Source organism: Streptomyces antibioticus (assembly GCF_002019855.1).
Taxonomy (GTDB): Bacteria; Actinomycetota; Actinomycetes; order Streptomycetales; family Streptomycetaceae; genus Streptomyces; species Streptomyces antibioticus_B.
The window spans coordinates 5097566-5121426 of the sequence record NZ_CM007717.1; the positions used below are offsets into that span (position 1 = coordinate 5097566).

Annotated in this window: 28 protein-coding genes and 2 tRNA genes; 13 read left to right on the plus strand and 17 right to left on the minus strand. The window is 68.8% G+C overall.

The annotated features are described in order from the left end of the window. Nucleotides 1-5 precede the first annotated feature (5 nt). The 9 genes from AFM16_RS23160 to AFM16_RS39460 all read right to left on the minus strand — a co-directional run bounded on the left by AFM16_RS23160 (nucleotide 6) and on the right by AFM16_RS39460 (nucleotide 5923). Entirely contained in the window at nucleotides 6-293 is a 288-nt protein-coding gene (locus AFM16_RS23160; protein ID WP_078637062.1) for a hypothetical protein, read from the minus strand. A 17-nt stretch (nucleotides 294-310) separates the two neighbouring features. Beyond that, entirely contained in the window at nucleotides 311-763 is a 453-nt protein-coding gene (locus AFM16_RS23165) for a hypothetical protein (RefSeq protein WP_078634502.1), read from the minus strand. A 13-nt stretch (nucleotides 764-776) separates the two neighbouring features. Then, nucleotides 777-971 carry a hypothetical protein gene (locus tag AFM16_RS23170; protein ID WP_078634503.1) on the minus strand — a complete coding sequence of 65 codons (195 nt, stop codon included), beginning with the start codon at nucleotides 969-971 and terminating at the stop codon, nucleotides 777-779. A gap of 156 nt (nucleotides 972-1127) precedes the next feature. After that, a complete protein-coding gene (locus AFM16_RS23175; protein WP_078634504.1) occupies nucleotides 1128-1379 on the minus strand; it encodes a hypothetical protein in 252 nt (83 codons plus the stop codon). Between the two features lie 141 nt (nucleotides 1380-1520). Continuing rightward, the gene (locus AFM16_RS23180) at nucleotides 1521-3749 is read right to left on the minus strand and encodes a cell division protein FtsK (RefSeq protein ID WP_179123301.1); all 2229 of its coding nucleotides are present in this window, start codon (nucleotides 3747-3749) and stop codon (nucleotides 1521-1523) included. A 159-nt stretch (nucleotides 3750-3908) separates the two neighbouring features. Further along, the gene (locus tag AFM16_RS23185; protein ID WP_078634505.1) at nucleotides 3909-4304 is read right to left on the minus strand and encodes an RRQRL motif-containing zinc-binding protein; all 396 of its coding nucleotides are present in this window, start codon (nucleotides 4302-4304) and stop codon (nucleotides 3909-3911) included. After that, nucleotides 4304-5296 (minus strand): DUF2637 domain-containing protein, encoded by a 993-nt coding sequence (locus AFM16_RS23190; protein WP_078634506.1) that lies wholly within the window; start codon nucleotides 5294-5296, stop codon nucleotides 4304-4306. The genes AFM16_RS23185 and AFM16_RS23190 overlap by 1 nt, the downstream gene beginning before the upstream one ends. After that, nucleotides 5293-5580: a hypothetical protein gene (locus AFM16_RS23195; RefSeq protein WP_078634507.1), complete on the minus strand. Its 288-nt coding sequence runs from the start codon at nucleotides 5578-5580 to the stop codon at nucleotides 5293-5295. Before AFM16_RS23195 ends, AFM16_RS23190 begins: the two co-directional genes overlap by 4 nt. A gap of 175 nt (nucleotides 5581-5755) precedes the next feature. Beyond that, nucleotides 5756-5923: a hypothetical protein gene (locus AFM16_RS39460; protein ID WP_167797237.1), complete on the minus strand. Its 168-nt coding sequence runs from the start codon at nucleotides 5921-5923 to the stop codon at nucleotides 5756-5758. A gap of 854 nt (nucleotides 5924-6777) precedes the next feature. Here AFM16_RS39460 and AFM16_RS23200 point away from each other — a divergent pair. The 4 genes from AFM16_RS23200 (at nucleotide 6778) to AFM16_RS23220 (ending at nucleotide 9814) form a co-directional block, all read left to right on the plus strand. Next, complete coding sequence (locus AFM16_RS23200; RefSeq protein WP_245177998.1) at nucleotides 6778-7131, plus strand: GntR family transcriptional regulator; 354 nt, start codon at nucleotides 6778-6780, stop codon at nucleotides 7129-7131. A gap of 234 nt (nucleotides 7132-7365) precedes the next feature. Further along, nucleotides 7366-8382: a P-loop nucleotide/nucleoside kinase family protein gene (locus AFM16_RS39465; RefSeq protein ID WP_167797239.1), complete on the plus strand. Its 1017-nt coding sequence runs from the start codon at nucleotides 7366-7368 to the stop codon at nucleotides 8380-8382. Then, the gene (locus AFM16_RS23215; RefSeq protein ID WP_078634511.1) at nucleotides 8379-8966 is read left to right on the plus strand and encodes an ATP-binding protein; all 588 of its coding nucleotides are present in this window, start codon (nucleotides 8379-8381) and stop codon (nucleotides 8964-8966) included. The genes AFM16_RS39465 and AFM16_RS23215 overlap by 4 nt, the downstream gene beginning before the upstream one ends. After that, a complete protein-coding gene (locus AFM16_RS23220; RefSeq protein ID WP_078634512.1) occupies nucleotides 8963-9814 on the plus strand; it encodes an NAD(P)-dependent oxidoreductase in 852 nt (283 codons plus the stop codon). Before AFM16_RS23215 ends, AFM16_RS23220 begins: the two co-directional genes overlap by 4 nt. On the opposite strand, the gene AFM16_RS23225 is transcribed toward AFM16_RS23220, so the two are convergent. The 4 genes from AFM16_RS23225 to AFM16_RS23240 form a co-directional block, all read right to left on the minus strand. Next, nucleotides 9811-10452, minus strand: coding sequence for an HAD family hydrolase (locus AFM16_RS23225; protein WP_078637064.1), 642 nt, complete (start codon nucleotides 10450-10452; stop codon nucleotides 9811-9813). The two genes, AFM16_RS23220 and AFM16_RS23225, sit on opposite strands and share 4 nt — an antisense overlap. Before the next feature lie 233 nt (nucleotides 10453-10685). Continuing rightward, the gene (locus tag AFM16_RS23230; RefSeq protein ID WP_167797240.1) at nucleotides 10686-12266 is read right to left on the minus strand and encodes a TIGR04141 family sporadically distributed protein; all 1581 of its coding nucleotides are present in this window, start codon (nucleotides 12264-12266) and stop codon (nucleotides 10686-10688) included. 566 nt (nucleotides 12267-12832) lie between these two features. Then, nucleotides 12833-13033: a hypothetical protein gene (locus AFM16_RS23235; RefSeq protein WP_030788373.1), complete on the minus strand. Its 201-nt coding sequence runs from the start codon at nucleotides 13031-13033 to the stop codon at nucleotides 12833-12835. A 35-nt stretch (nucleotides 13034-13068) separates the two neighbouring features. Continuing rightward, nucleotides 13069-13365 (minus strand): hypothetical protein, encoded by a 297-nt coding sequence (locus AFM16_RS23240; RefSeq protein WP_078634514.1) that lies wholly within the window; start codon nucleotides 13363-13365, stop codon nucleotides 13069-13071. A 97-nt stretch (nucleotides 13366-13462) separates the two neighbouring features. On the opposite strand from AFM16_RS23240, the gene AFM16_RS23245 reads away from it, so the two are divergent. Further along, nucleotides 13463-13675 carry a hypothetical protein gene (locus tag AFM16_RS23245; protein WP_078637065.1) on the plus strand — a complete coding sequence of 71 codons (213 nt, stop codon included), beginning with the start codon at nucleotides 13463-13465 and terminating at the stop codon, nucleotides 13673-13675. Nucleotides 13676-13694: 19 nt separating this feature from the next. Here the strand turns inward: AFM16_RS23245 and AFM16_RS23250 are convergent, their stop codons facing one another. Beyond that, the gene (locus AFM16_RS23250) at nucleotides 13695-14351 is read right to left on the minus strand and encodes an SDR family oxidoreductase (protein ID WP_078634515.1); all 657 of its coding nucleotides are present in this window, start codon (nucleotides 14349-14351) and stop codon (nucleotides 13695-13697) included. Nucleotides 14352-14650: 299 nt separating this feature from the next. Then, nucleotides 14651-15940 (minus strand): amidohydrolase family protein, encoded by a 1290-nt coding sequence (locus tag AFM16_RS23255; RefSeq protein WP_078634516.1) that lies wholly within the window; start codon nucleotides 15938-15940, stop codon nucleotides 14651-14653. Nucleotides 15941-16184: 244 nt separating this feature from the next. On the opposite strand from AFM16_RS23255, the gene AFM16_RS23260 reads away from it, so the two are divergent. From AFM16_RS23260 to AFM16_RS23295, 8 genes are all read left to right on the plus strand, one after another. Continuing rightward, nucleotides 16185-16257, plus strand: a tRNA-Thr gene (locus AFM16_RS23260). Nucleotides 16258-16303: 46 nt separating this feature from the next. Beyond that, nucleotides 16304-16376: transfer RNA gene (locus AFM16_RS23265), tRNA-Met, on the plus strand. Between the two features lie 88 nt (nucleotides 16377-16464). Continuing rightward, nucleotides 16465-16629 carry a 50S ribosomal protein L33 gene (gene rpmG / locus AFM16_RS23270; protein ID WP_003948671.1) on the plus strand — a complete coding sequence of 55 codons (165 nt, stop codon included), beginning with the start codon at nucleotides 16465-16467 and terminating at the stop codon, nucleotides 16627-16629. A gap of 183 nt (nucleotides 16630-16812) precedes the next feature. Continuing rightward, nucleotides 16813-17265: a MaoC family dehydratase N-terminal domain-containing protein gene (locus AFM16_RS23275; RefSeq protein WP_030788359.1), complete on the plus strand. Its 453-nt coding sequence runs from the start codon at nucleotides 16813-16815 to the stop codon at nucleotides 17263-17265. 7 nt (nucleotides 17266-17272) lie between these two features. After that, nucleotides 17273-17701 carry a MaoC family dehydratase gene (locus AFM16_RS23280; protein ID WP_030788356.1) on the plus strand — a complete coding sequence of 143 codons (429 nt, stop codon included), beginning with the start codon at nucleotides 17273-17275 and terminating at the stop codon, nucleotides 17699-17701. A 127-nt stretch (nucleotides 17702-17828) separates the two neighbouring features. Next, nucleotides 17829-18398: a TetR/AcrR family transcriptional regulator gene (locus AFM16_RS23285; RefSeq protein ID WP_030788354.1), complete on the plus strand. Its 570-nt coding sequence runs from the start codon at nucleotides 17829-17831 to the stop codon at nucleotides 18396-18398. A gap of 99 nt (nucleotides 18399-18497) precedes the next feature. Further along, complete coding sequence (locus AFM16_RS23290) at nucleotides 18498-19979, plus strand: MFS transporter (RefSeq protein ID WP_078634517.1); 1482 nt, start codon at nucleotides 18498-18500, stop codon at nucleotides 19977-19979. A gap of 180 nt (nucleotides 19980-20159) precedes the next feature. Further along, nucleotides 20160-21215, plus strand: coding sequence for a UDP-N-acetylmuramate dehydrogenase (locus AFM16_RS23295; protein ID WP_078634518.1), 1056 nt, complete (start codon nucleotides 20160-20162; stop codon nucleotides 21213-21215). 19 nt (nucleotides 21216-21234) lie between these two features. Here AFM16_RS23295 and AFM16_RS23300 read toward each other — a convergent pair whose 3' ends face one another. Beyond that, nucleotides 21235-22266, minus strand: coding sequence for an adenosine deaminase (locus AFM16_RS23300; protein WP_078634519.1), 1032 nt, complete (start codon nucleotides 22264-22266; stop codon nucleotides 21235-21237). 150 nt (nucleotides 22267-22416) lie between these two features. Next, the gene (locus tag AFM16_RS23305) at nucleotides 22417-23655 is read right to left on the minus strand and encodes a pyridoxal phosphate-dependent aminotransferase (protein ID WP_179123302.1); all 1239 of its coding nucleotides are present in this window, start codon (nucleotides 23653-23655) and stop codon (nucleotides 22417-22419) included. Between the last annotated feature and the right edge of the window lie 206 nt (nucleotides 23656-23861).

Consider the following 23861-nt stretch of genomic DNA (forward strand, 5'->3'; position numbering starts at 1 on the left):
TCGGGTCAGAAGGGGGGTTCGTCGCTGTAGCCGACAGGGCCCCACGGATCGCGGTGCCGGTTGCGGCGCAGCCACCGGGGCGGTCGCGGGAGGGGCATGAGGAGCCAGCGGCGGTTCTCGTCCCAGCACTCGCAGGGGTCCCACTCGGTTCCGGCGTACTCGCCGGTCTCGTGGTCGCCGTAGTCGTACGCGGTGCCGCCTTCGCCCTCGCACCGCGGGCAATCGGGGTGGGGAGTGTCGGTCAGGACCAGGGACCGGCGCGGCCAGGTCGTGAGCTGAATGCGCAGTCGCATCACAGGCGTTGCTCTCCTCAGCCGTGGAAGTGGTTGCGCTTGATCACGGCCTTGCGGATGTGGACCGTGGTCCCGCCGCGATGGCCGCCCGCGCTGAAGACCTGCACGGCGATGAAGCCGCCGAAGATGACGGCGGCGAGGATGACGAGCTGGGTGACCAGGGCGGCGAGGGCGGTGATGAACGCGGTCAGTAGGAACAGCCCACCGCACACGGCAAGGAACCCCACGCCCCCGAGGGCGACGTTCACCGCAGCCCGCGAGACCACCGGCTTGGCGGCGGCCGGTTCCGGCTGCACGGGGGTGATGGCGTAGCCGGTGACGACACGGCCGTCGGGGAGGACGACGCTCGCCACGGCCGGGATGCCAGCGGCCTGCACGGGCGCGATCGGCGCCAGGGGCGCGGGCGCGATCGGGGTGGGGCGGTGGACTTCCACGGCCGCCGCGGCAGGGGCGTGGGCGGGCTGGTTCATGTGGGTCTCCTTCTCAGTTGCCGAGGGCCGTGAGGGCGTCGGCGGACGCCTGCACGACGTTGTGGATGGGCTCGTAGGCGCCGGTTCCGGCGGCGAAGAACCCGAACAGGAACAGGACCAGGGCGGCGCCGCCGCCGGCGGACTTGGTCTTGACGGCGAAGACGGAGGCGGCGCCGAACAGCAGCACGGCGGAGATGTTGAGGATCACGGCAGACAACTCGCTTTCGGGCGAGGCGGATGGGTGGATACGCTCTGCGCGCCCCGGGTGCTGGCAAGTTCGGGGCGCGCAGACCGGCGACCGTGCCCGCCTGGCTCCAGCTAGGAGCGGGGTCCGTCTCATGACGGGCGGTCGCCGGTCGCCTGCTCAGCCGGTGCCGGCGCGGTAGATGCGGGCCCAGCGGTTGTAGAGCCAGCGGCCGACGCGTATGCGCTTGCCGGTGGCGTGGCAGCGGCGGCAGTCCTTGCCGCGCTTCATGCGGCCCTTGCGGTCGGTCTTCATCTCGAACCCCCATCCCCGGCACCTGCGGCAGGGGCCGAACGGGGAGACCGCGCACATCCCGGCGTAACCGAGCGTGATGGTCAGTAGGCAGGCGATAGCGAGCAGGGCAAGGCTCATGAGGGGCCCTCCGGGGCAGGATTCTGGGGTTTCCGCAGGTGGGCCGCTATCCGCTAGCGGCCTGATCAAAGGCGGTTTGGGGCGCTAGCGGGGCCGCTAACGTTAGCGGGGTGTGCCGCTAGCGTTAGCGGCCCCGGAGCGTCAGCCCGCGTCCCGCTTTCCGTCACGCTCCGCAATCACGGCGGTGATGTGGGAGCGGTCGATGCCGCGGCGGTTGACGACCTTGCCGTCCACCCGGCGACCCACCTGGATGGTGGAGATGCCGTGCGGCTTGAGTGCGGCGGCGAGCGCGTCGGGCTCCCATCCGCCGTAGACGTCCGGGCGCAGTTCGGCGAGCCGGGCCACGACCGCCTCGGACCATTCCTTGGCCTGCGCGGCGGGGACGACGGCGAGGATGTCGGCGAGCAGGTCGTAGGACGGCCCGGTCACCGCCTCCGCAGCCTCTCCGAGGGCGTGGCCGGTGAGGAGTCCGGCCGTCTCGCGGGCCTTGCGGGCACGGGCGGCGATGGTCTCGGCGCCGGGGGCGTCGACGTAGACGCCGGCGACGATCCGGGCGTCCGCCCCTTCGCCCACGAAGTAGTGGATGCCCTTGTCACCCCACGCGAACATGGTCGCCCGCACGCCGCGCTTGTAGGCGGACGTTCCGAGCACCATGTCGTTCTCGGTCTGGCCCATGACCTTCATGCACCACCGGGCGGACGCGTTCGCGGAGATGCCGGTGGGCAGCGACTTGGCGTCGGGGCGCTGCGTGGCCAGCAGCATCACGATGCCGGTGGCGGGGCCGCGCTTGACCAGGTCGGTGGCGATCTCCTCGAACTCCTTGCCGTGCTCGGGGTGCTCGAACAGCACCTGGCACTCATCCACCCCGACCACGATCGGGTGCAGTCCGAGCGAGCGCTTGTCGGCGAGTTGGCTGGTCACCTTCGACTCAGGGCAGATGTCGCGGGGCAGGGAGCGGATCACCTTGGTGCGGCGGCGCAGTTCCTCGCGCAGCGCCCGGAAGTCGGCGAGCGCGTAGCCGATGGCTTCGTCGTCGTCGCCAGCGGCGTGCCGGTGGGAGACGGCGTTGCCGACCGGGTCCAGGTCGCCGGTGCCCTTCATGTCGTAGGTGTGCAACTCCGCCCGCGGGTCCAGCGCGGCGATGAGCAGCAGCAGACGCAGCAGGAACGTCTTGCCCATGCGCGGGATGGCGCCGATCACCCCGGCGATGTACATCAGGGTGACGTCGATCCAGCGTCCGCGCTGGTCGGTGCCGTAGGCGACGGGCTTGAACAGGTCCACCGCGCCCGCCTTGGCCAGCGGCCATTGCGGCTTCTTCGCCGTGGTCAGGTCCTGATCCCCCACCCACAGCACCAGGTGCCCGGTGTGCTCCTGCGCCACCGCCTCGGGCCACACGCAGCCGAGCGGGCGGCGCAGACCGGAGGCGAGCCGGTCGCGACGCTCGATCACGTCGGTGACCGTCACGCCGAAGGGGAGGTTGCCCTGCGCGCGCCAGCCGGGGCCGTCGCGAGTGATCGGGGCGGTGAACTCGAACCCGTCGCGGCCCTTGGCCTGCGCCTGATTGATCGCCGGAATGCCCAGCGCCCCGAGCGCCCGCAGCACGATGTCACTGGTGAGCTTGGTGGCCTTGGGCAGTTCCACCGCACGGTGGACGACCGGGGCGTCCGCCTTGCGGCCGACGACTCCGAGCGCCATCACCAGCGCGGTGACCGAGACGGCCTGAAGCCAGTCGGGGGCGAGGACGTACAGGGCCAGTGCGGTCGCCAGACCGGTGAACATGCCCAGCGCGGTGACCAGGGTGCGCATCCGCACCCGGCCGTCGCGCTGCCGGGACAGCTTCAGATACTCGGCCGCGTCCTCGCGGCGGACCGCGGCCAGTCGGACGGGTTCGCCCTCCCGGTCGGCCATCCACCGCATCGTGCCCCCGACGAACCGAGCGGCGCCGGCCGGGGCTTGAAGGGCGAGGCGGGCGGCGTAGACCGGCGTGCGAAGCGCGTGGTAGCCGGTGGTGTGGGCGTAGTGGCGGGCTGCCCACGCCGACGCGGTGCGCAGTTCGGCGAGCGAGTGCAGCCACGCCGGGACGATCGGACGGCGCTGCGCTGCGGCAAGCCGACCGAGGTAGCCGGGGCCGACCGCCTTCAGCGTCGGCGAGTCGACCAACACCGTGCCGGACGGGTCGGCCGACTCAACACCCGACTCCCCGGGACCGGAGTCGGCCGACCGGTCGGCGGCGGGCCGGGCGGTCGGGTCGGTCGACTCCGAGCGGGCCGACCGTGCCTTGCCGAGGTCGACCACCTCGCCCCCGGAGTCGGCGGCCATCTCGGCTTCCAGACGGTCGAAGAGTTCGTGGTCGTCGTCGGGATGCTTCACTGGAACTTCCTTCCGCTTACGGGCGTGAGGGAGCACGGGCCCGGCCGAACGCTGTAGGAGGTGAGCGGTCGGGCCCTGTCGGGACTCTTGCGGCTGGCACCTGGTCTGAACAGGTCCTTTAGCCGGTCTTCTACCTGCCCTTTGGTGGCCCTTTTCGCCTCAGGCAGCGTGGGCAGCGGCGCGCTGTTCCTCGGGATAGGCGCAGAGGATGCACATCCCGAGGGAGGTCGGGATGCAGTAGCTGTAGGTCGTCCGGCAGGCGGGGCAGGTGTGGCGGGCGAGCATCGCCAGGGCGAGCGCACCCCACTTGCGCGACGTCATCGGTCGCACCGGCTTGGCGAGGTCGACCCGATAGAGGTAGGCGACCTGCGCTCCCGTCCTGCGGCCCCGGTGACTGCGCATCACTTGTGCGGCCACCGGCTGACCACCCGGCCGCAGACCTGCCGCGCGGAGCTGGCGGCGGGTGGCGTAGCCGTCCGGGGCGAACTGCCACGGGAATGTGGGGATACCGAACCGGGCGCCGGCGGGATCGAAGCACTTCGTATAGGCGGACATCAGGCCGCCACCCCAGCGTCAGCCTCAGGTCCGGACGGATCGACGGGACGCAGTATGCGGGCGTCCGCCCGCTCGGCGAGCAGGGCATCGCGTACCTGCCGGGCGGGACCCGAACCGCAGCGCAGGGCCTTGCGGAGCGCCTCGGCGTTGATCCCGGCGTCCGGCCAATCGGCCGTGGCCGTACGCGCCTCGGTCAGCAGGTCCGCCACCGAACGCGGCGGCGCGGTCTTGGCCCTGCCCTTCGCGGCCTGCTTCCGTGGCGCCCTCGGAACGGAAGGAACGGACTCTTCCGCAGCCTCCCCGGGCTCGGGGCCGGGGTCGGTGACCGCGCCAGCGGGGTTCAGCTCACCCAGACGCAGAAGGACGCGTTCGCGGCGCGGTGTCCGGCGCCGCCAGGCACGGCCGTAGCGCTCGCGCAGGTCCGCACGGGCCAGCAGCCTTTCCCGCTCGCGGGCGAGCGCGTCGGCGTAGGAGGTGACCTCCCACAGCGTCATCCGCCGCCACAACGCGAACGTCGACAGCGGGGCGAGCAGCCAGCGCGAGAACCGCACCTTCTCCATCCGCCGGCCCGTCGCGGCGCCGATCCGCACGGCGTAGACGTGCGCGCCGATCTCGGAGAACACCACCCACAGCAGCGGCATCGTCCCGTGCGCCACCTTCGCCGACAACGAGTGCCCGGCGGCGACGTTTAACCCGCACGTGATCAGCGTCAGTACCCAGGGCACGAACCGCACCCAGGCCAACGCCATGTCCATGCGGATCAACAGCAGGTTGGCGAGCGTGAACACCGGGATCGCCGTGTCGATACCGACCGGCAGCATCCACGGCTCGCCGAATCCCCACCGCACTGCCGCAGCGGACACTGCGTCGAACGACGACACCAAGCCCAACGCGCCGACCCCGGCGGCGGCGAGCGCCCCCAGACCGGCCAGGCCCAGTTCCGGGCGCGTCAGCGGCGGCACGGCCAGACGCTCACTGGTCTGCGCGCTCATGCCGCCACCCCCCGACGGGGCATCCGACGGCGGGCGGCGTGGTGCAGAGAGACGATGGCGAACAGCTCTGGATGCGCCTCTACGACCCCGGCCGCGATGCGGATCAGGTCGTCCGGCATCTCCGGGTGGTCGGCGAGGATGTCGCGCGCGGCGTCCTCGCGGGCCGCGCGCTCTTCGTCCGTCTCGCCCTCGACCCCGAGCCACAGCTCAACCGGGGTACCGAGCGCCAGTTCGGCGAACTCTTCGACAGAGACGGCCTGATGGCCGCCGATGTACGTGCGCATGAGGGCTCCTGAGTCGGAGGGACGGGAGAACCGGAGGGCCGCAGGCGTGTGGTGAGACGGCAACCACTCCGGAAGAAACCCCAGCCGCATCGCGGAAAGGGGAGAGCGCCCCGGGCCGGATCCGATCCGGCGCCCATCACGGCTGGTTGCCGGGGCTGTAGAAGCGGGAGGAGCGCTATCGGGGTTGCTCGGTCAGGTGAGCGGCGTCCTCGTAGGCGGTGCGGATCTCCTGCTGCTGCCAGGCCAGCTCAGCAGCAGACGGGGCAGGGTCCTGCCGGCCGAGGTCGGCGGCCCATGCGTCCGCGCTCGCCTCCAAGCGCCAGGCAGCCGGGTCGGTCGCCATCAGCACGCCTCCTCGTACGCGGCCGTGTGACCTACCGCGTGCGGGTGTGGGCGAGGGGGACGGACCGGAAGCGGCGGCTTGGTCTTCGCGTGCTCGGTCTCGGCCATCAACGACCGCCCCGAACACGCGCGTTGTCCTCACTGCGCTTGTTCGCCTCTGCGGCCTTACGGGCCAGTTCCGCCCGCTCCGCGTCTGTCAGACTGGTGATCACAGGTGCCTCCACTCAGGTGCCTGTACGCGGTCCCCGGGTCGCACCCCGGGGACCGCTCTTGTGTGTGGTGGGGCCGTCAAATCCCGGCTCCCCCCGCCCCGCCCGGACGGACCTGCGCACGCAAGGCGCGCTCCGCACGGGCGGGAAGAGGCAACCGGCCGCAGCGCTAGCCGCCGCGAATCGGTGAAAGGCGACCGGTCGTCCGCAGCACTCCGAGGCGCTCACGGACCGGGGATGAAACGGCGCCGCCATGCCGGTCGATCACGGCCGCGCCCATCGCATTCGTCGACTCACTGCCACTCCTTCAGCCAGATGAACAGGGGAAACGCACTGCAAGGGGGACCGTGTCCCCACTCACCGGCCGTTGCTCGCGGTCACCGGGCCACCTCGCCAGTCGGGCCGAAGCCCTGTCCCCTGGCCTTCAGCGGGATTGCAGCGTCCCCGCCTTGTGCATCTGTGCAGGTCAAGCAGGCATTGCAAGGACTCCGGCCTTTGCGGGACCGAGCCTTCAACTCTGTCTCAGAGTGCACTGTGAGGCAGAGTTGGTCAAGTGCCCAAGCGGAAGAAGCGGTGTGGGCCGCTGGTTCTAGCTCTGAGGCTTGTGCACTATGAGGCAGAGACCTAGATGAGGCTTGGGGTGCAGATGGTCGAGTGGACCGGCAAATTCGCCTACCAACAGGTGGCTGACGACCTGCGGCGACGTATCGCCGATGGCGAGTTCGTCGTCAACGGCCAACTTCCCTCGCTCGCAGACCTTCAACGGACCTACAAGGTCACAGTGACCGTCGCTCGCGCGGCCATACGTCAACTGACGATGGACGGGCTCGTGGTGAGCCATCAGGGCAAGGGGGCTTTCCTGACGTCCGACGCTGCTGGCCGTGCCACGCAGCATGCGGACCCAATCGGGGCCGTGGCTTCGCTGCGCGAGGAAGTCGAGCAACTGCGGACCGAGGTGGCTGACCTGCGCGAGCGCGTCGCGACCCTTGAAAGAAGCTAGCTGCCTGGCGGGGCGGATCGGTGCCGCATCGTGCGTGCCGCGGAACATCTGAACCCCCTCGTTCGGTGTGGGGACAAGTTCACCGCCGGAACGTCGAAATCTGTATCACGTCCCGCTACCTGAGAAAGTTCCGGCACTTTTATACATCCGCTTACACATGCGCTATCACGAATTTCCATTGGCCTAGTCGGGCCGCTACACTCGCGGCTCCGACCAGCTATCTAGGAGGGGCAGATGGCTCGGAAGCACCCGGATTGGAAACCCGATCTCCTGCGAATGCATCGCGAGGAAATAGGGCTGACTCTGGAAGACACGGGGGAGAAACTCCGAGAAATCGCGGAGCGTCATGGCTTCAACATCGCCGCGAACTTCCAGACGATCTGGGGCCACGAGAAAGGAACGGTGTACCCCGGCCCGCATTATCGCCGGGCGTACTGCCGCCTCTATCGTCGCAATGAGGCTCAACTTGGCTTCCGTAAGGCCCTGCCCGGAGAGGATGCCCCTGTGGAATACGTACCGGCGCCCGCTTCCGCTGAGCGAAAGCTTCCCGGCCAACCAGATGCAGTACGTCAAGCGCTCAGTAGCATCCGCGAAGGCACCGGCGACGTGGATAGCGAGGCTCTGCGCAATCGCGTGGTGGATGCATGGCGCCGGCACACCGCAGCGGGAAGCGTAGATGGCCCTACCGTGATCCTGGTCGGGGGGTATGCAGGCTCCGGGAAGTCCGAGTTTGCGAAGTTCCTCGGCGGACTCACCGGCTGGCCCATCCTGGACAAGGACTCCCTGACGCGCCCTTTGGTCGACCAACTCTTGGTCGCACTCGGGGGAGAGGCTCACGACCGGAGTTCGGCGCTGTATCGGGAAAAGGTTCGGCCGCTCGAATATCGGTGCCTCATGGAGGCCGCTTGGGACAACGTAGATTGCGGAATTTCGACAATCCTTGATGCCCCATTCATTTCTGAATTCTCGCAGTCTGAATGGATGCAGCGCTTCCAGAACCGATGCCGCTCGAAGCGTGTCTCCGTTGCGACGATATGGGTTGAGTGCGACCCGGAATCTATGCGTGAGTACATCGAGTTCCGTGGAGCGGCGCGCGATGCTTGGAAGATGGAATCGTGGGATGAGTACCTTGCAGGGCTCGACTTGAAGATGCGCCCGCAGGGCCCGCACTTCGTCGTCGACAACCGGCTTGGTGCCGCCGTGGCACTGGTTGACGAAGCCCGTGACGTGCTGAGCGGAGGCGGCCTGTGAACCCTTCGGGCGTCATCCTGTACGGGCCCCCAGGGTCCGGCAAGGACACGGTCGCGGCCGAACTCGCCGTGCTTCGAGGGGAGTTCAAGTTCTTTCGCCGACTCAAGGCAGGCCCCGGACGGACCGAGGGATACCGGCTGACGACAGCCGAGCACATCGAAGAATTGGCGCAGGCCGGAGAGGTTCTGTACCGCAACAGCCGATATGACGCGGAGTACGCCGTTGACCGTGCCGAAGTCGCTGCGGTCGTCGGCTCGGGGAGTGTTCCTGTCCTTCACATCGGCCAGGTGGCCGGGGTGCATGCCGTCACGGCCTACCCCATCAACTGGGTACGTGTGCTCCTGTGGTGCCCCGAGGATGTGACGCGGCAGCGGTGCAGGGACCGCGGGGACAAGGACGTGGAAGCCCGCCTGAAGGTGTGGCACGAGACTCGCCAGGATCTCTTGGACCACACAGCCGAGCCATGGTCACTCGTCCTCAGAACAGACAAGGTCAGTGCGGCTCAGGCAGCCCAAGCTGTCGATGAAGCGCGGTTGGTCGGCGCACCCGCAGAAGCGCGTGACATCCGTGAGCTTGTCGGATGACCGTCGTCGGAATCCTGCATCCGGGAAGCATGGGCGCCGCTGTGGCAGCGCAGGCGAGGCAATCCTGTGCCCAGGTTCTCTGGTGCCCAGCCGGTCGCAGCCTCGCAACCAGGAAGCGGGCTGAGCGTTACGGGCTCACCGCGGCAACCGACCTCGGCGAACTGACGGAGCGAGCCAGCGTTATTCTCAGCATCTGTCCGCCGGCATACGCGGAAGACGTCGCAGCCGAGGTTTCGGCACACCCGTTCTCCGGGATCTACGCGGACTGCAATGCCATCTCGCCGGCCAGCATGGCGCGCGTATCCACAATCGTGGGCCGGACCGGGGCGACCGTCATTGACGGCTCCGTCATCGGCTCGCCCCCGTCCGCGACTAAGTCCGCCCGTTTGTACCTGTCCGGACCGGCTGCCGCGCTTTCGCCCGTCGCCTCGCTGTTCGCCGGCACAGCGGTACTGGCCCGCACCCTGTCCGGCGGCATCGGCCGTGCTTCCGCACTGAAGTTGTCGTACAGCAGCTATCAGAAGGCGAGCCGCGTCCTCGCCGCAGTCTCGTATGCCCTCGCCAGTGATTACGGTGTGGAGGAAGAACTACTCGACATCGCGCAGGGGCGATCTACCAGCTACCTCGCGGAAACGGCCTACATTCCGAAGGTGGCCGCGAGGTCATGGCGGTGGGGGCCTGAAATGGGCGAGGTCGCGGACGCCTTGCGGGAAGTCGGGCTCCCTGCTGACTTGGCGGTGGCGTCGGCCGCGATCATGGGGCGATGGGATGACCGCAGAGATTCATCCTTGAGCGTCCTTGAGGCACTGGAGCATCTACACCGCGGCGATGAAGGCGAGGGAACCTAGCCTGCCGCCAAGAGCGCTTCGATGGCCTCCGCGACGTCTCGCGCCACGACGTCGGGCTCACGGGGACCAAAGATCCACCTTCGGCCATTGGATACCCACGCCGTACGCAGTCCCGCCCCTCGCCCGCCACCCATGTCAGTATCGGGTCCGTCTCCGACCATCCAACCTCCGGTATGGATCGATGCGCCGCAAAGTTCTGCTGCCGCCTCGAAGTGATTTCGCGCCGGCTTCCTGACACCGATCTCTTCAGATATTGCGATTCCCTGGAAGAATGGCGCGAGCCCGGTCTCATTGAGTTTGGCACGCTGAATGTCCCCGGCGCCATTTGTCGCGATGCCGAGCGTCCAGCCTGCATCTCGCAAGGCTTTGAGGTATTGCCGAACTCCCTGATAGCAGCGCACCGATTGGGCGATACCTTGGACGTAGTCGCCCCACAGTTCGTCTGGAGTTTCGTTCAGTCGCAGCACCCGCCGCAGATACATGAAGTCCTCTCGGTAGGCGCGCTCGCGCAGACGCTCACAGATGACGGACTCTGCACCGGCCGGGAGACGCCGTGACTGGACGAAACCGCGAGCCCAGGACGCCAATCCTTCATTGCGATTGAGCAGCGTGTTATCAAGGTCGAAGAGTGCCAGCACGTAGTGAAGGTACAGGACGATGCAACGCCAACTTTCGGCCGCTCGCGTCAATCGGCGCCAGGTCCGCGGGCATCTGGCTCTCTGAATGGAGACGGCCGTCTGACGCCGACAGCACTGGCGGCCGGTCAGGTCGGCCGAAGTGGAGCCGGCGCACGAGGGCGTGGGCGTGCTGCTCAGTAGGCGATGGGCTGACCGCACGGAGTTCCAGGCGGGTTAGGTCCCTACATCTAGGATCACCGAGCAATCTTGGCGATTGCCACCCTGAAGGCAGACTTACGAAGGTCTTCGACTCTCTGCGCAAGATTTACCTTACTGAAGAAAAATAGTGAACTTGCAATCGGGCCCGGCTTTTCCGTGGCTATCGCCAGGACCATCCTCCTTTCTGCCTCGACCGTGTCGACAGTTCCCCATTTTTGCTTGTAGAGAGACTTGATGTGGTCGGCATAACCGGTGCTATTTGCCCCCTGTCCCTGGGCATTCATGAAGTAAAGGTCAGCGGATACGGCGGCCTGGCTGAAGAGGTGGGACATTGTTGCAGAGTCCTCCATCTTCTTAACGCAGACGAAGTCGAAATCTGGAGTTATGAAGTCGCATACTTCAATTTTCTGGTGGGGTCCGCCGATGCTGAAGTTCTTGGCGTCCAAATGTATGTAACCGAATTGCTTGCAGACCCTTTCGTTATATTCACCCTCCTTTCCCGATTTCCACGCGGGTAGGCGGATCGAGTCGGTTATATCCTCTATTCGGGATATTCTTTCGTTGATCTCCGCGACATAGTCGGAGGATATTTGGAACCACTGCCCCAGGCAGAGGGCGTAAGTTTCTCCGCTTGAGTCAAACTCGAATACGAAGTAGTCGGTCAGGGGTCTTTTGGTTCTAATGGCCTCGTCCGATACGTTCAGTGGGACGATTTTCAGTTTTTCGCGGTCGGCCTCCAGCTTATCGACGTCTATTTGATCGACGATGGATGAGAAGCTCAGCTCTTCGACTGGCGCCCTGCCTCTCTTTCCATCTCCGAAGATCTTCCAGGAAGCAACGTCTGCCCCAAGAAGGTCGTCAGGTGATGCGACGCCAATCTTCTTTCCGTCGGGCTGTTTGATCGCTTCTATCAGGGCAGTCCAGAGGTCATCAAGAACCGGATCACCTTTAGCGATGGGAGTAAAGTTGTCTATGTACGGGAACTTGCCCTTGTATGAGTCTGATTCAAACTCCGACAGGAGTGCACTTAGAATTGAAGGGAATTCGGCTAGCTCGTGATCCGTGGTCAGAGAGAGTGACTGTGAGCCGCCTACACCGTTGGCCCAATCTACGCCCGCTGTCACATCGGCCTTCAAGTAGCGCAACCATTCTCTTTCGACTTCCAGGTCGAAGTCTGCTACTCGCGATTTATTGGCCGTCTGGCTGCGTTGCTGCCGAGAATTTTCACTCAGAGTGCGCACTTGCATGGCTGCAATTTTCTCTGGGTCGGCCATGTTTGCTGTGACGCGCAACCCGAATTCCGGTTCTAGGAGTTCATGATTTAGCATGGACTGGGAGTATCCGAAACATACGGCGAAGAATCGATCGCCGGCCTTGAAGAGAATGGCTACAGAGGAAGTCGAGTTCCTCAGGTCGGACAGGTTAGCCAACGAGGTGACGTACTTGAGCCATGTGGGCGGCCTAGGCTCCTGTGGCATTATCCAAACTTCACACTCCATGTCCAAACCATCGGCAAGGTCTCGCTGCTCGGGGGCTCGTGAACCTTCCGGGAACTCGCGGAGCAATTCATCGAAAGAGGCTGCTTCGGTTCGGAAGAGATAGACAGTCGCACGCACGGTTCGCCCCTTAGTGTCCGGGATCTGTGCAACATGGTGGCAGATTCAACGAGTGCGGAGTAGGGGTCGTTGGGCTCTACGTGTCAGATGGCAATGGTCTCAGCGTGTCTGTCAGGACGCATCTTCCTGAGGTCTTTGAGGTGGACCGTCAGCCACGTCACAGGTGGGCAGACAGACTCATGCATTGAGCCGCCATGAGACCCCTGGTGTCAGGTGGCGGTCCATCCCCTATGCACTGGAGCCAGGTGCAGGGCTTCCGCCTCGCCGTGTTCCGCAGACACCATCCGCGTGGTCTATCAGATGCCGCTGGGACTGGCCCGCAGCCCGTGGGTGGATGGCGGAGCCGGATCCCCAGGCGTCCCCCGGTGAGACACCGATCAAGGAAACGTGCAGGTCATAGGACGCAGGCTGAGCCCGCTGTAAATCTGCCGGCTCAGCCTTCCCAGGTTCGAATCCTGGCGCCGCCACGCTGAGAGAATCGGTCCCCGACCAGCAAGTCTGGTCGGGGACCGATTTCGTTTCCGGCTCGTGCCGGTGCCCCCGCCGCCTCCGGCGGAGTCGGGGGCCTAGAACGGCCTGTATGCCTCGGACGGTGTGTCCGGCGGCAGCGCGCGGGAGAAGGACACGTACACGGGCCCGTACGGCGTTTCGGTCTGCAAGTGCTCCCACTGATCGAGTTCATGCGCGCAGTACCGGCGCAGGAGATCACGGAACTGGTCGAACTCCAGGTCGGACAGGGGGCCGTCATGCGGGGCGGGCGTCGTCATGGCCCGCAGGTTAGTAGGCGGGCGGCGGAGCGACCTCAGTCCTCGGTCGGGGGTTCGGCCGTTGGGTCCGGGGACTTTGCCTCGCGTTTTACGTCTGCCTCGACATCGTTGCGGGGCTTGCCCTCCTCCTTGGCGTAGTCCGTCACCGCCGCCTGGACGTCGCGGGCGAGGTCGCGCCAGGCGCGCCAGGCGGTCTCGTAGGTGTCGGTCTGTGTCTCCGACCAAGGGGTGACGGTGGGCGCGCCGTAGGTGTCCCGCAGGTGAAGCACCCTCACGTGTGCCTCGTCGGCCGCGCGCTGCTTCTGGACGAGTTCCTCGAAGGTATGTGCCACCTTTCGGATGCTAGGGAGGCGGGGGCCGTTCCGCGCGGTGAGCGGGGCGTGCCTCGCGCGGAGGTACCCGGGTGGCCCACTGGGGCACACTGACCCCATGTCCAGCCGTCGCAGAACCTGCCCCGAGTGCCGTCGCGAGATCGCCGTCGTCGCCGGACGGTTCGCCCGGCACGACCCGCCCGGCGCACGCGAGATCGGGCAACTGGTCTCCTGTCCCGGCTCCCGCCGCACAGCACAACTCGGCGCCGCGCAGCCCACGTTGGACGGGTACGCCGTGCCGGAGTTTCCCGGTCAGTTGTCTCTCTTCTAGGGCTTAATAAAGCCCCTGCTCAGTTGCCCGCCACCGACTTCACCGCCACCGGCACCGGTACCGGGCCGCCGATCAGTTCCAGGGTCAGGCCCGCCGTCGCCGGGGAGTCCAGGAGTTCCGCCAGCACCGCGGCCACGTCCTCGCGGGGTACCGGTCCGCGGCCCGTGTGCGCCTCCAGGCGGACCAGGCCCGTGCCGGGGTCGTCCGTGAGCGAGCCGGGGCGCAGGATCGTCCAGTCGAGGGACTTCTGCCGCTGCACATGGGCGTCCGCCTCGCCCTTGGCACGCAGATAGACGTCGAAGACCTCACGGCCGTCGTGCTTCGGATTCGCGCCCATCGACGACACGACCACGAACCGCCGTACGCCCGCCAGGACCGCCGCGTCCGCGAACAGCACCGCCGCGCCCTTGTCGACGGTGTTCTTGCGGGCCGTACCGCTGCCCGGCCCGGCGCCCGCCGCGAACACCGCGGCGTCCGCGCCGCGCAGCCGCTCCGCGACCGCCTCGACCGACGCCGACTCCAGGTCCAGGACGACCGGTTCGGCTCCCGCCTCCCTCAGGTCGTCGGCCTGTTCGGGGTTGCGGATGATCCCCGCCACCTCGTCCCCGCGCGCGGCGAGCCGACGCTCCAGCAGCAGCGCGATCTGACCATGACCACCAGCGATGACAATGCGCATGCTTTCGACCGTACGCCCGGGCGTCGTCGTTCGCGCCCGCGCCGGACTGCGACCTCGCCGGGCGGCCCCGGTCCTCCTCTTGCCTGGCCGCTCGGCTACCCCGCCCGACCGCACCCGTCAGCCGGGGACCGCGTCCACCGCCAGCCCCGCAACTCCCTCCGACTTCCCGCAAGACGCAAGACGCAAGACGCAACGCCCACGGGCCCGCCCCGCGAAATGCCGCTCGGCCGTCGGCGCCGCGGACGCCCGCGCCGCCCCCCACGGCTCCACCCGACACAGCCGCCCCCCGGCCCCCACCCCTACGACAACTCCCCCCGCCCCTGCCGAGGCAACCCCGCTTCCGTCGCCGTCGAAGAGCCCGCCGAGTTGCAGTACTCGCGGACCGCGCTCGTGCGGGCCACCACACGGCCCCGGTGGATCACGATGCGGCTGTACGCAAGGGAGAGCGCCGCGGAGAGGCGGTCGCCGCGGACCGCCAGCAGGTCCGCCGGGAAGCCCGCCTCGACCCGGACCTCGGGCAGCGCCAGCACCGCCCGCGCCGACGCGCTCACGGCGTCGTAGGCGTCCTCGGGGCGCAGGCCGTGGCGGGAGGCGAGCAGATAGGCGGCCTCCAGCGGGTCGCCGCGGCCGACAGGGTTGGAGACGTCCCGCAGCGCGCCGCTGCCGGCCGCCACCCGCACCCCGGCCGCGCGCAGCAGCCGTACGGGCGCCGTGCCGCGCTCCTGTGCGCCGCCCCCACAGCCCCCGCAGCCGCCCTGCGGCAGGCACACCACGCTGATCCCGGCGGCGGCGAGTTGGTCGGCCGTGCGGCCGGCGGCCTCGGCGGGCAGGCGGTCGAGGCCGCCGCAGGGGCTGAGGGTGACACCGGGGCGCAGGCCGCCCGCCATCGCGGCGAGCCGGGCCAGCCGCGCCGGATCGGCGGCGTCGGTGTGCAGGTCGACCGGGCAGCCGTGCTCGGAGGCGACCTCCAGGACGGCCTCCACGTACCCCGTGGGGTCCGGGTCCAGGTCCGGGCAGCCGCCCACCACCGCGGCGCCCATCTTCAGCGCGTCCCGCAGCATCGCGAGGCCGTCCGCGCCGGCCGCCCCGGTCAGCAGCCGCGGCACCGCCACCGCCGAGAGGTCCGCCAGGCCGTGCAGCGAGCGCCGGACCCGCAGGACGGCGGTCAGCGCGCCGAGGCCCTGGACGTCGCCCACCCGCACATGGGCGCGCAACGCGGTCGCGCCGTGGCCGAGTTGCAGGAGCGCGGCCTCCGTGGCACGGCGCTGGACGTCCGGCGGGGCGTACGAGACGGGGCCGTCGGCGTCGGCCGACAGCGCGGTGTCGGCGTGGGCGTGGGGTTCGGCGGGGGCGGGCAGCAGGAGGTAGCCGCTGAGGTCCACGCGGGTGCCGGGGGAGCGGGCCGGGCCCGGGGCCAGGCTGCCGACCGTGCCGACCGCCTCGATACGGCCGCGGCTCAGCCGTACGTCCACGGTCCGGCCGTCCGTCAGACGGGCCCCGCACAACAGCAGGGCGGCCGGATCCGGCATGCCTCCCGGGACGCCGGACGAGGACGACCAGGGGGACGGCTGCGGCTGGCTGTCGGGCATCGCGCTCCAGGAGGATCGGGCACTGCGCGGGGGGACGCAAGATCACACAGAGTGAGTCGAGCCTAGGGCGGGGGCCCGGCGCTGTCGGGGAGGAGCGCAATAGTCGTACCGGTGCGCCCCGGGAGCCGGGAGGGGCTCGTGAGGGCGGCGGGGGCTGGGGAAACGGCCTCCCGCGCGGCCGCGACGGACCCCCGGAAACGGATTTGGGTGAACGGCTGCGGACCGTGTAATGTCTTCATCGCTCGCCCCAATAGCTCAGTCGGCAGAGCGTCTCCATGGTAAGGAGAAGGTCTACGGTTCGATTCCGTATTGGGGCTCTGGTGTGTGAGGTTCCCGTCGCGAGGCGGGACCTGATCACATCAAAGCGGTGTAGCTCAGTCGGTAGAGCAAGCGGCTCATAATCGCTGTGTCACCGGTTCAAGTCCGGTCACCGCTACTGACAGTAGCCGATTGCGGGGTCGGTCCTTCGATCGGCTACTCTTTCTTGCGTTAAATGTCCTATCCGTTCGTCAAGGAGCACTCACGTGGCTGCCACCGACGTCCGCCCGAAGATCACGCTGGCCTGCGTGGAGTGCAAGGAGCGGAACTACATCACCAAGAAGAACCGGCGTAACAACCCGGACCGACTGGAGATGAAGAAGCACTGCCCGCGTTGCAACGCGCACACCGCGCACCGCGAGACGCGATAAATCAGGCTCGTACGTGAGGCCGTCCCCGAGAGATCGGGGGCGGCCTCACGTCGTTCACGGGCCGGTACCGGCCAGTAGAGCCGCACCACCGGTCCGTAGAGCCACGACGCACAGTCACACGCACAGTCACAACGCAGAGTCACAACGCAGAGCAACCAGGAAGAGCCAGGAGGTGCCGAGCCCATGGCGCTCGACCAGTCCTTCGTGGGGCGGAGCTACCCGCCCACCGACCCGTACGAGGTGGGCCGGGAGAAGATCCGCGAATTCGCGGAGGCCGTGGGGGACAGCAACCCGGTCTACACCGACCCGGAGGCCGCCAAGGCGCTCGGGTACGCCGATGTGATCGCCCCGCCGACCTTCGTGTTCTCCATCACCTTCAAGGCCGCGGGACAGGTCGTCCAGGACCCCCAGCTCGGCCTCGACTACAGCCGGGTGGTGCACGGCGATCAGAAGTTCGCCTACAAGCGCCCCGTGCGTGCCGGTGACCGGCTCACCGTGACCTCGACCATCGAGAACATCAAGTCGATGGCCGGCAACGACATCCTGGACATCCGCGGCGAGGTGCACGACGAGGCCGGCGAGCACGTCGTGACCGCCTGGACCAAGCTCGTGGCCCGCGCGGCCGAGGAGGCGTGAGACACCGATGACGGCCAGGATCGCTTACGCCGATGTCGAGATCGGCACCGAGCTGCCGGCGCGCACCTTCCCGGTGACCCGCGCCACGCTCGTGCAGTACGCGGGTGCCTCCGGGGACTTCAACCCCATCCACTGGAACGAGCGGTTCGCCAAGGAGGTGGGCCTGCCGGACGTCATCGCGCACGGCATGTTCACCATGGCCGAGGCGATCCGCGTGGTCACCGACTGGACCGGGGACCCGGGCGCGGTCGTCGACTACGGCGTGCGCTTCACCAAGCCCGTCGTCGTCCCGAACGACGACCAGGGCGCCGAGATCGAGGTCACCGGCAAGGTGGCGGCCAAGCTCGACGACAACACCGTGCGGGTCGACCTGACGGTGACCAGCGGAGGCCAGAAGGTGCTCGGCATGTCCCGGGCGGTCGTACGGCTGGCCTGAGCACGGGTCAACGCGGTCTGTCTGCGTAAGGGGCGTCCTCCATTGCGGGGCGCCCCTTACCCGCGTCCGGCCCACAGGCGAATCCCGCCCCTTGACGTAGTTAGTGATTGAGTACTAACTTCATTCCATGGCCAGGATGAGTGCGGAAGAACGGCGTGAGAGCGTCATCCGGGCGGCGACGAGCGAGTTCGCCCGGGGCGGCTATCACGGCACCTCCACCGAGGCGATCGCCCGGCGGGTCGGTGTCTCGCAGCCGTATCTCTTCCGGCTCTTCCCGGGCAAGAAGGCGATCTTCCTCGCGGCCTCGGAGCGGTGCATGGCCGACTTCGTGCGCATGTTCGAGGAGGCGGCCGAGGGTCTTGAGGGCGAGGAAGCCGTCATGGCCATGGGGAACGCGTATGCGCAGGTCATCGTCGAACAGCCCGAGCGGCTGATGATGCAGATGCAGACGTACCTCGCCGTGGCCGCCGCCGAGGCGGACGGCGACCGTGAGTTCGGCGAGGCCGTGCGGGCCGGATGGATGCGGCTGTGGGACACCGTCCATGTGCCGCTCGGCGCGGACGTGGACGAGACGACGACGTTCATGGCGTACGGCATGCTCATCAACTGCCTGGTCGCCATGGGGTTCGCACCCGAGCACCGGGTGTGGCAGGGGATCTACCCGGCGGCCCGCGCTCTGGGCCGGCTGGAGAAGTAGCCGCGGGAAGCGCGTGCGCGGCAGTACGGGGGTCCGGGCAGTTCCATGGACTCAAAAGTTAGTCAGCGATTACTAACCAACGATCTCTCTGGGGGAGAGATGTCACAGGAAACGGCACAGCAGAGCACCCGGACCGCCCCGCGCGGGGGAGCCGCCTGGGCTCTCGTCATCACCGGGGCCGCCGGATTCATGGCGGCCCTCGACAACCTGGTCGTCACCACCGCCCTGCCCTCCATCCGCGAGGACCTCGGCGGGGCGCTGCACGATCTCGAATGGACCGTCAGCGCCTACACCCTCACCTTCGCCGTCCTGCTGATGTTCGGAGCGGCGCTCGGTGACCGGTTCGGACGGCGGCGTCTCTTCCAGGTCGGCCTCGTGATCTTCACGGGTGCCTCCGCCGCCGCGGCCATGGCACCCGGCATCGACTCCCTCATCGCCGCCCGCGCGGTGCAGGGCGTCGGCGCGGCGATCATGATGCCGCTGACCCTCACCCTGCTCACGGCCGCCGTGCCCGAGGCCAAGCGAGGGATGGCGTACGGGATCTGGGGCGCCGTCAACGGCCTCGCCGTGGCGTCCGGGCCGCTGATCGGCGGCAGCCTCACCGAACACGTGTCCTGGCACTGGATCTTCTGGCTGAACGTCCCGCTGGGCCTCGCCCTCCTGCCGCTCGCCCGGCTGCGGCTCGCCGAGTCCTACGGCTCCGGCGCGCCCCTCGACATCCCCGGCACCCTCCTCGCCAGCGGCGGACTCTTCGGGATCGTCTACGGCCTGGTGCGCGGCCCGGCCGACGGCTGGACCAGCGCGGTCGTGCTGACCGGACTGTTCGCCGGCAGCGCCCTGCTCGCCGCCTTCGTGCTGCACGGCATCCGCGCCGCCAACCCCATGCTGCCGATGCGGCTGTTCCGCTCCCGGGCCTTCGCCGGCATCAACGCGGCCAGCCTGCTGATGTTCCTCGGCATGTTCGGCTCGATCTTCCTGCTCAGCCAGTACATGCAGGGCGTCCTCGGCTACTCGCCCACCGAGGCGGGGCTGCGGATGCTGCCCTGGACCGGGATGCCGATGCTCGTCGCGCCGATCGCCGGGATCCTCTCCGACCGGATCGGCGGGCGGCCGGTCGTCGCCACCGGCCTCTTCCTCCAGGCCGCCGGGCTCGCCTGGATGGCCACCGTGGTGACCGTCGACGTCTCCTACGCCGCCCAACTGCCCGGCCTGATCGTCAGCGGCGTCGGCATGGCGCTGTTCTTCGCCCCCGCGTCCAACCTGGTGATGTCCAGCGTCCGCACCGAGGAGCAGGGCATCGCCTCCGGGGCCAACAACGCGCTGCGCGAGGTCGGCGGCGCCCTCGGCATCGCCGTCATGGGGTCGATCTTCGCCGCGCAGGGCGGCTACGAGAGCGCGCAGACGTTCGTGGACGGACTGCGGCCCGCCCTGGTCACCGGCGCGGCCGTGGTCGCCCTGGCCGCGATCGCGACCCTGTTCATTCCGTCGATGCGGCGGACCGGCAAGGGCGCGGCCACGGCGAAGGCGGATCTTCCGGCCGGGCCCGCCGAGGGCCGGGTGCTGGAGGGCGCCGACCGCTGAGCACGGCGTACGCGCACGACGTCCGACGCCGTACCGCTCTCGAAGAAGCGCACACGCGTGTGGGGCCCCGCCGACACCGGTGGGGCCCCACACGCGCGTGGCGTGCCCGGAGCCACCCGCGCGGACCCGCGCCGGTCGGCGGTGTCGGCGCTGTCGGTGGGGTCTCGTAGGCTGGGGCGCGTGCTGGAACTCCACGACGCCCCGCTCGCCCCGCTGACCACCTTCCGGCTGGGCGGCCCCGCCACCCGGCTGGTGACCGCGACCACCGACGCCGAGGTGATCGCCGCCGTCCGCGCGGCCGACGCCGACGGCACACCGCTGCTGGTGATCGGCGGCGGCTCGAACCTGGTCATCGGCGACAAGGGCTTCGATGGCACCGCGCTGCGCATCGCCACCCGCGGCGTCGAACTGACCGGCACCCGCCTGGAGCTGGCCGCGGGCGAGGTGTGGACCGACGCCGTGGCCCGCACCGTCGAGGCCGGGCTCGCCGGAGTCGAGTGCCTCGCCGGCATCCCCGGCTCCGCCGGCGCGACCCCGATCCAGAACGTGGGGGCGTACGGCCAGGAGGTCTCCTCCACGATCACCGAGGTGATCGCCTACGACCGGCACGCGGGGGAGACGGTCACGCTCTCCAACGCCGAGTGCGCCTTCTCCTACCGCCACAGCCGCTTCAAGGGCGACCCCGAGCGGTACGTCGTCCTGCGCGTGCGCTTCGAGCTGGAGGACGCCGGCGGTCTGTCGGCGCCCCTGAAGTACGCCGAGACCGCCCGCGCGCTGGGCGTGGAGGCCGGCGACCGGGTCCCCCTCGCCGCCGCCCGGGAGACCGTGCTGAAGCTGCGGGCGGGGAAGGGGATGGTGCTGGACGCCGAGGACCACGACACCTGGTCGGCCGGCTCCTTCTTCACCAACCCGATCCTCACCGACGCCGGCTTCGCGGCGTTCCACGCGCGCGTGCGGGAGCGCCTGGGCGAGGGCGTGGAGCCACCCTCCTACCCGGCGGGCGACGGACACACCAAGACCTCCGCCGCCTGGCTGATCGACAAGGCCGGCTTCACCAAGGGCTACGGCAGCGGCCCCGCGCGGATCTCCACCAAGCACACCCTCGCCCTCACCAACCGGGGCGAGGCCACGACCGAGGACCTGCTCGCCCTGGCCCGCGAGGTCGTGGCGGGCGTCCGGGACGCCTTCGGGATCACGCTCGTCAACGAGCCGGTGATGGTGGGCGCCGGGCTGTGACGCGGACGCGCGGGCGGGGTTACGCGGCCAGCCAGTCGTCCACGCCCGCCAGCAGCTTCGCCTTGGTGTCCTGCGGTGCCGCCGAGCCCCGGATCGACTGACGGGCCAGCTCCGCCAGTTCCGCGTCCGAGAAGTCGTGGTGGCGGCGGGCGAAGTCGTACTGCGCGGCCAGCCGGGAGCCGAACAGCAGCGGGTCGTCCGCGCCCAGCGCCATCGGCACGCCGGCCTCGAACAGGGTGCGCAGGGGGACGTCGGCGGGCTTGTCGTAGACGCCCAGGGCCACGTTCGACGCCGGGCACACCTCACACGTCACGCCCCGGTCGGCCAGCCGCTTCAGCAGCCGGGGGTCCTCCGCCGCCCGCACCCCGTGCCCCAGCCGGTTGGCGTGCAGATCGTCCAGGCAGTCGCGCACCGAGGACGGACCGGTCAGCTCGCCGCCGTGCGGCGCGGACATCAGCCCGCCGTCCCGCGCGATGGCGAAGGCCCGGTCGAAGTCCCGCGCCATACCGCGCCGTTCGTCGTTCGACAGGCCGAAGCCGACCACCCCGCGGTCCGCGTAGCGCACCGCGAGGCGGGCCAGGGTCCGGGCGTCCAGCGGATGCTTCATCCGGTTCGCGGCCACCAGCACCCGCATCCCGAGCCCGGTCTCCCGCGAGGCCGTCTCGACGGCGTCCAGGATGATCTCCAGCGCCGGGATCAGCCCGCCCAGCCGGGGCGCGTACGACGTCGGGTCGACCTGGATCTCCAGCCACCCGGAGCCGTCCCTGATGTCCTCCTCCGCCGCCTCCCGCACCAGACGCTGTATGTCCTCGGGCCGGCGCAGACAGGACCGCGCCGCGTCGTACAGCCGCTGGAAGCGGAACCAGCCCCGCTCGTCGGTGGCCCGCAGTCTCGGCGGCTCCCCGCTGGTCAGCGCCTCGGTCAGCGCGTCGGGCAGCCGCACGCCGTACTTGTCGGCCAGCTCCAGCACGGTCCCGGGCCGCATCGATCCGGTGAAGTGCAGATGCAGATGGGCCTTCGGCAGCTCAGAGACATCACGTACACGCTCCATCCAGGAATCCTGCCGTACGCCGCCGCCGTCCCGGTAGCCGATTCCCTGAACGGGGTCTTGCTCGCACGAAGAAACGGGCCGCCTCCCCGCGGGGAAACGGCCCGTACACGCGTGTGCGAGAAAGAAAGAGGGAGCCGAGAAAGGGGAAGCTCAGTCCCTGGCCTCCGCCAGCAGCTTCTGGAGCCGGCTCACGCCCTCGACGAGGTCCTCGTCACCCAGGGCGTACGACAGCCGCAGATAGCCCGGCGTGCCGAACGCCTCGCCCGGGACGACCGCGACCTCGGCCTCGTCCAGGATCAGCTCGGCCAGCTCGGTGCTGCTCTGCGGGCGCCTGCCGCGGATCTCCTTGCCGAGCAGCGCCTTCACCGACGGGTACGCGTAGAACGCGCCCTCGGGCTCCGGGCACAGGACGCCGTCGATCTCGTTGAGCATCCGCACGATCGTCTTGCGGCGGCGGTCGAACGCCTCCCGCATCTTCTCCACGGCCGACAGATCGCCGGAGACGGCGGCCAGCGCGGCGACCTGGGCGACGTTCGAGACGTTCGAGGTGGCGTGCGACTGGAGGTTCGTCGCGGCCTTCACGACGTCCTTCGGGCCGATGATCCACCCGACCCGCCAGCCGGTCATGGCGTACGTCTTGGCGACACCGTTGACCACGATGCACTTGTCGCGCAGCTCCGGCAGGATCGCGGGCAGCGAGGTGAACGTGGCGTCGCCGTAGACGAGGTGCTCGTAGATCTCGTCCGTGAGCACCCACAGGCCGTGCTCGACGGCCCAGCGGCCGATCGCCTCGGCGTCCTCGGCGCTGTAGACCGCGCCCGTCGGGTTGGACGGCGAGACGAACAGCACGACCTTCGTCTTCTCGGTCCGGGCCGCCTCGAGCTGCTCGACCGAGACCCGGTAGCCGGTGGTCTCGTCGGCGACCACCTCCACCGGGACACCGCCGGCGAGACGGATGGACTCCGGGTACGTCGTCCAGTACGGCGCCGGGACGATGACCTCGTCGCCCGGGTCGAGGATCGCGGCGAACGCCTCGTAGATGGCCTGCTTGCCGCCGTTGGTCACCAGGATCTGCGCCGGGTCGACCTCGTAGTTCGAGTCGCGCAGGGTCTTCGCGGCGATCGCGGCCTTCAGCTCCGGAAGACCGCCCGCCGGCGTGTAGCGGTGGTACTTCGGGTTCTTGCACGCCTCGACGGCGGCTTCGACGATGTAGTCCGGGGTCGGGAAGTCCGGTTCGCCGGCGCCGAAGCCGATCACCGGACGCCCGGCGGCCTTGAGGGCCTTGGCCTTGGCGTCCACGGCGAGGGTGGCGGACTCGGAGATCGCGCCGATTCGGGCGGAGACCCGGCGCTCGGTGGGAGAGGTTGCAGCAGCGCTCATACGGCCCATGTTTTCAGACGGGTAACAGGCCCGGCACACGGGTTTCACCCATCGGGCAGCCGACAGAACACCAGACGGAATCCGATCAAGACCACTTTCCGTTCGACGGGGCGCTTCGGACCACGTACACTCATCCGTCGTTGGCCTTGAACAGCCCTGCCTCCACCGGTGCACACCGAGCACCCGGCCGGATGCGGTAAGTTGGGGGACGCAAC